The sequence below is a fragment of the Deltaproteobacteria bacterium genome (genome assembly GCA_016930875.1).
Taxonomy (GTDB): domain Bacteria; phylum Desulfobacterota; class Desulfobacteria; order Desulfobacterales.
Window position 1 is genome coordinate 1 of record JAFGFW010000037.1, and the last position, 6,381, is coordinate 6,381.

The following is a 6,381-nucleotide window of genomic DNA, read 5'->3' on the forward strand; positions in this document are numbered from 1 at the left end:
AAAGAACGACTCGAGAACATTTGCGGCATAACGTACCCGCAAATATTTGTAAAAAAACTCTTGACTTTTACCGGAACAACTAAAATTGGGGTTACGCGTTGTGTTCTTAACTTTAGGGACTTTTGGCACTTTCAGTCGAGCACGGCAGAGCCCATGGCTCTGACCATAACTCCTCTACCCAATTGAGAAAAGGGAATATTAATGCCTTCCAGCGGCAAAAAGGTAATGCTTTTTTATGCCGACAAATACTATTTGGTGAATCAGGTCTATCCGTTTGGCCTGGACCTCATTGCCAATTATCTGAGCAGACGTGGCCACAGAGTAGGAATTGAATATCCCTTCTTGCCGGATATGGATTGGAAGAAAAACGTAAGAGAGGCCATTGAGAGCTCAGAGCCGGATGTAGTCGGCATAGGAATACGAAACCTTGATACTTGTATGTCATGTGAGCAATATGGAGACTTTAAGGGGGATGATTATCAGACATTCTATTTTCTTCCCCAAATAAAGGAGATCGTTTCTGAAATAAAAGAAGTGATCCCTCACATCCCAGTAGTAGTGGGCGGTGGCGCCTTCACAGTATCGCCCGTAGCCATACTGAAGTATCTCGGTCTGGACTATGGGATTGTCGGAGAAGGGGAAGAGCCTTTTTGCCAGTTCGTAGAAGCCTTCCCTGATAATGAGAAGATATCCCGGATACCGAATATGATATGCCGCCACTTCAATGCGTATAAGCAAAACCTTCGAAAGCCTTACGAATTCGGGCCGGATGTAGCCCTGGAGCGCAGAGAACCCAAGTTCAACTTTGCGTATCAGGCCGCCGGAATTCCCGTTCAAGTCAAGCGAGGCTGCCACCACAGATGCAGCTACTGTGTGGAGCCCTTGATCGAAGGGAGAAGGTTCGTTTTTAGAGATATTGACAGCATCATCAACGAGATCAAAGCCATTGCCGATGTCCTGGAAGGGGCCAATACCATATTCTTTATCGACACAGAATTTAATGTCCCGGATTTGAAGTACTGCTCTGGCCTTGTGAAGGCCATCATCAGGGAAGGGCTTCAAGAGCGTTTTCGTTTTGTCACTCAGTTGATACCCAAACCGTTCGACCTGGAGTTCGCAAGGTTCCTGGCTGACGCGAACTTTTCCGTGGTCTTTTCCTGCGAGAGCTTTTCGAACACGGTCCTTGAAGAAAACCTTATATCCTATGAGGAAAAGGACATTACAAAGGCCATAGAGGCATGCGAGAAATCAGGCATAGATTGCACTATCTCTCTTATATTTGGGCTTCCCGGAGAGAGTCATGAAACCATGGACCACACTCTGGCAAGGATGAAGCAATACCCTGTCTGCCCCATCAGGAAATACGAATATACGGTAGGAGGAAGGATCTATCAGGGCACGCCGTTGTGCGACTACGTCGAAAGAAACAGCCCCTCTGAGAATCTGTTCGGGACTAAGTCCGAAGGGTATTTGCTGCCCTACTACTACTGCGCGCCAGCCAGCCCCTTTGAGGTCCATCAATATGTCAGGGCCGTTTTCCCTAACCTTCTTTGTTATGACAATAAGTACGACACGGCCAGCCACGAGCGCCTTGCCATTGGCTATTTGAGCGATCAGGGTCTCTGGGAAGATGCCATTGAGCGCTTCATGGGAACCGACGTAGCTGTTCAGGCCGGCATTTATGACTACTTTTTTAAGCAATTGCTTCACGCCGAAAGGCTGGATGATGCCAGAGCCATTTTGCTGAGGTTTCTCGGCAAGTTGGAGCAAAGCAGCGGGGCTGTCGATCCCGGGCAGGCCGATGTAGTAAGATTCTATCTGAGTTGTTTTTAGATGAAACCCACTGTTGCCATAGCCGGTTGCGGCACCGTAGGAACGGCTGTAGGAAAATTGCTTGCCGGCGCAGGCTACTCCATCACAGGAGTCTCCGCGAGAACCATTGAGAGAGCTGCTAAGGCGGCCAAGATCCTTGGCGCAGAGCAATTCTCTGACCGTGCCTGGGACATAAGCCGGGGAGCCCGAGTGGTTTTTATTACTACGCCTGATGATGCGATCCAGTCAACATGCAAAGCCATTGTCGAACACAAGGGCTTTGACAGCAAGAGCGTGGTGATTCACTGCAGCGGGGCTCTCTCTTCAGAGATCCTTTTCTCGGCAAGAAAATGCGGGGCTGTGGTTGCAAGTCTTCACCCCCTACAGAGCTTTGCCACTGTGGAGCAGGCTGAAACACTGGTGCCGGGCGCATTTTGCGCTGTGGAAGGTGATGCTGCTGCCCTGCCCGTTGTGCGTAAACTTGTAACGGATATGGGCGGGGTCCTTATGGAGATAACCCCGGGGGCCAAAATCCTTTATCATGCAGCAGCCGTGGCAGCTTCCAACTATCTGGTGACAGTGATGCACCTTGCCCTGGAGCTAGATCGCGTAGCCGGAATGCCACCTGATGTCTCTTTCAGGGCGCTCCTGCCTTTGATAAAAGGAACTCTTGGCAATATTGGCGCCAAAGGCATACCCGAAGCCCTGACAGGACCCATCGCCCGAGGGGATGTGGAAACGGTTGAGGCTCACCTTGAGACGATAAAAGAGCGTGTCCCCAGTCTCCTTACGCTTTACAGAACCCTCGGTCTTTGCACGGTTGATCTTGCCAAGGCCAAAGGAACACTTGGCAAGGAAGCAGCTCAAAGACTCACAGCCCTTCTTGGGCCACAAGAACTGTAGCTGTTGAGAAAATGCTATCGCATAGACTAATCAGCCTCCTTGGACTTGTTGTCTTGATGTTTCTGGCATGGGTGGTTGCCAGGGACAGAAAAAACATCAATTTCAGACTGATACTGACCGGCCTCCTGTTTCAGTTCGCCTTTGCCCTGCTTGTCTTTAGACTCCCCGCAGGTGTTGTCGTCTTCTCATGGTTGAATGACGCGGCATTGAGGGTGCTTTCTTTTGCAAAAGAGGGCATGTATTTTGTGTTTGGCCCCCTTGCAATATCACCGGGAGAAACCGGGCAAATGGGCGAAGTATCCCCTGGATTCATCCTGGCCTTCCAGGTACTCCCGTCCATCATCTTCTTTTCATCTCTTGTCTCCCTTCTGTATTACTTAAACATCATTCCGGGTCTGATCAGGCTGTTTGCCAGGATATTCACCTATCTGATGCGAATTAGCGGAGCAGAGTCTCTGTGTGCCTCAAGCAACATATTTGTAGGGATTGAATCAGCCGTGACCATACGGCCTTACATACAGGACATGACAAGATCGGAGATCTGCACAGTGCTCACTGCAGGCATGGGCACAATAGCCTCTACGGTGCTTGCCCTCTATATAGGATTCTTGCACAAAGAGTTTCCGTCTATAGCCGGGCACTTAATCTCGGCATCGATCATTAGCGCGCCGGCAGCTATTATAATGTCTAAGTTGGTCCTCCCGGAAACACAAATACCAAAGACTCTGGGCATGAGCGTTCAGCCGGGAGAAGACCAGCGGTCAACCACCTGGATGGAGTCGATCATCAACGGCGCAAACGATGGAGCAAAGCTCTGTGTCGGGATAATCACCCTTCTTCTGGCCTTCCTCGGTTTGCTTTCCATGTGTAACTGGCTGCTTGGGTTGATCGGAACCAGGATTTTTGGCGTGGGCCTATCCCTGCAATTGATACTGAAATACCTATATTATCCGGTGACGGTTATGATGGGGGTATCCCTTCAGGATGCAGGCCACGTAGCCACGCTCCTTGGGGAAAGAACTATAGTCACAGAGGTGGTTTCGTACCAGCACTTGAATCAGCTCATTCAGAACGGCGTACTGACGAATGCCAGAAGCATTACCATTGCCTCGTACGCCCTTTGCGGGTTTGCACACGTTGCGTCGCTGGCCATTTTTGTGGGTGGTTTTTCCGCTCTGGCGCCGGCCAGGGCAAGAGACATTGCACAGCTTGGCATCCGGGCCTTGTATGCTGCCACCCTTGCTTGCCTGATGACAGGCTGCGTAGCAGGTCTGTTTGCTTAGAAGAATTTCACTGCCTTGCGTAAGCGTTCTACGACACGACTCTGTCCTATGGTGCTAAGGATATCAAAAAGTCCTGGGCCGGCTGCCTGACCGGTCACCGCTGTTCGAATAGCATTGATTAGTATCCCTGCCTTAATTTCCAGCTTGTCAGCCATCTCGCGGATCACCTTCTCGGCTTCGTCCACACTAAAGGTTTCAATAGCTTGGAGGCGATCCGCCAGCATTGGAAACCACTCTTTGAGTCCTTCATGCTTGAGGACGTTCTTCTTCAGGGGCTTGGGGTCGATGGGATATTCGTCGGAAAAATAGGCCCGGCCCAGAGTCACAAAATCCGTGGTCACATGATACCTGCTTCGAATGAGATCAATGGTTCGAAGAAACCAATCGCGCTTTGATCCTTCAAACTCCGGGTCCCAGATCCCCTCCTTTTCCAACTGTTCTTTCACGTACGGCTCGATTTCCTCAACAGGCACGTTCCGTATGTAGTGGGTGTTTATGCTAATGGCCTTGGGGTCTGTGAAAAATTTCGGATCATCTTTTCTTGCGTCAAAGATAGCATTGGCCCTACTGAGTCCTTGCAATGAAAATGCTTCGATCAGTTCCTCTTTGGAAAAGATCTCCCTGGACTCAGGGGTGGACCATCCTAGAAGGGCCAGGTAGTTCACAAATGCCCACGGCAGGAAGCCGTGCTCCTTGTAAAAGTGGACTGCGACCAATTCGCCGTGCGTGCGTTTGGAGATCTTGGCCTTTCTTGGATCCAGGGTAAGAGACATGTGAGCAAACTTTGGAACCGGTGCGCCGAGGGCCTTGTAGATCAAGATCTGCTTGGGCGTATTTGCCAACCCGTCCTGCCCGCGAATGACGTGGGTAATCCGATCACGGATGTCATCCACGGCATTGGAAAGGACGTAGAGGGGCCGCCCGTTGGAACGAACGATGACAAAATCCTCTATGTCTTCATATCTCTTCTCAATAATCCCGTAGACCATATCCTCAAAACTCACAAAGCCTTGCCCGCGGGGGACCTTTAAACGAACAGTGTAGGGTATTCCGGCCGCTTCTTTTTCTGCAATTTCCGCGGGCGCTAAATTGCGACAAGCGCCGTCATATTGTAAGGCGGTCTTTCTTTTTCGTGCTTCTTCGCGCTTCTGCTCAAGGTCCTCCTTTGTGCAGAAGCACTTGTACGCATGACCCGATTCAAGGAGTTTGTGTGCAGCCGCCACATGCTCCTTGATGTACTGCGACTGGAAATAAGGGCCTTCGTCCCAAGTAATCCCCAGCCACTTAAGGCTCTCAAGAATCCCTTGGATCGATTCCTCAGAAGACCTTTCCGCATCAGTATCTTCGATCCTTAAGATCAGTTTGCCACCTGTTTTTTGAGCAAATAGCCAGTTAAATATGGCTGTCCGGGCGCCGCCGATATGAAGATATCCGGTCGGACTCGGGGGGAACCGCACTATTACCTCTTGTTTCATGTATTTCTCGCCTTTCCAAAATGCCCGGATGCGTTGACGGGCACTGGCACGCACGTATCCGGGCAAAGACTTGATTTCCTTTTACCATTAATTATATACTCAACAGTGCCCAATTGCAAACAGGAGCCGGCCATTCCTCTCACTCCAGTTTCCACCACAGTGATTCGCATATTCGAGACGTATCATGGGGAAGCGCAAATGGTGGAAAGCGGTTCCACAATGCAGATGTGCGATAGAACAATATGGCTGGAAGATTGGTTCTTTGAGTGAGGATCAACAAATGAGGTCTTTATCTCTGGAATCCTAATCCTCTGGGTGCAAAATTATAAAATCTATCCTTTTTCCAAAAGACACTAAGTTCACACGGAGATAGAAACAGGATGGTCCGTTTACGGGATAACATTTATTGCAGTATCAAACGTCAGGCCTTACAAAGTTGAACCAGCACATCTAGTCGGAACTTCAACAAACGGAATCTCTTTCAACTTCGCATTTTATGTTTGCTAAGGACAGGTCTCGCTGGAGAGTATGTGAATCGCCGGAATACAATATTTAGCGTCTGTTTTCTGCCCATCTTTTTCAACCCATAGATAAAGGGTCTTTCCTTTTGCCCTGGGCGGCACATCCACACCGACCTTGATGAGATTGTCGGTCCACACCACCCGGTTTAATGCAAGACCGGTGTCAGAGGTATACATGGGGCCTGTGCCGATATATACTGCGCCGTCGCCCTGTGTGGCGCCAAAAGCCGAGCCGTAGATCTTGGCCACACCGTTTATGAGCGTTTCGTCGGGACAATAATGGGAGCGCTCAACGTTTTGCGGAGACACGGCATAAAGCGCAGGCCCTCCTTCCAACGTAAAGCTCGCCGTCCCCTTTGTCTCAACGTCTAAAATCCCATCGCCCTC

General features: G+C 50.1%; 6 protein-coding genes. 4 read left to right on the forward strand and 2 right to left on the reverse strand.

Going from position 1 to position 6,381, the window contains the following annotated elements; genetic code table 11:
- The 4 genes from JW883_03720 to JW883_03735 all read left to right on the forward strand — a co-directional run.
- The coding region (locus JW883_03720; protein MBN1841377.1) for a hypothetical protein at window positions 1–186 on the forward strand (186 nt) is incomplete at its 5' end.
- A 15-nt stretch (window positions 187–201) separates the two neighbouring features.
- A complete protein-coding gene (locus JW883_03725; GenBank protein MBN1841378.1) occupies window positions 202–1,833 on the forward strand; it encodes a cobalamin-dependent protein in 1,632 nt (543 codons plus the stop codon).
- Complete coding sequence (locus JW883_03730; GenBank protein ID MBN1841379.1) at window positions 1,834–2,715, forward strand: DUF2520 domain-containing protein; 882 nt, start codon at window positions 1,834–1,836, stop codon at window positions 2,713–2,715.
- 11 nt (window positions 2,716–2,726) lie between these two features.
- A complete protein-coding gene (locus JW883_03735) occupies window positions 2,727–3,998 on the forward strand; it encodes a nucleoside transporter (protein ID MBN1841380.1) in 1,272 nt (423 codons plus the stop codon).
- Here JW883_03735 and JW883_03740 read toward each other — a convergent pair.
- Both JW883_03740 and JW883_03745 read right to left on the reverse strand, forming a co-directional pair.
- Window positions 3,995–5,473: a glutamate--tRNA ligase gene (locus JW883_03740; protein MBN1841381.1), complete on the reverse strand. Its 1,479-nt coding sequence runs from the start codon at window positions 5,471–5,473 to the stop codon at window positions 3,995–3,997. The two genes, JW883_03735 and JW883_03740, sit on opposite strands and share 4 nt — an antisense overlap.
- 503 nt (window positions 5,474–5,976) lie before the next feature.
- Window positions 5,977–6,381 (reverse strand): hypothetical protein (locus tag JW883_03745; protein MBN1841382.1); only part of this gene is annotated, 405 nt, incomplete at its 5' end.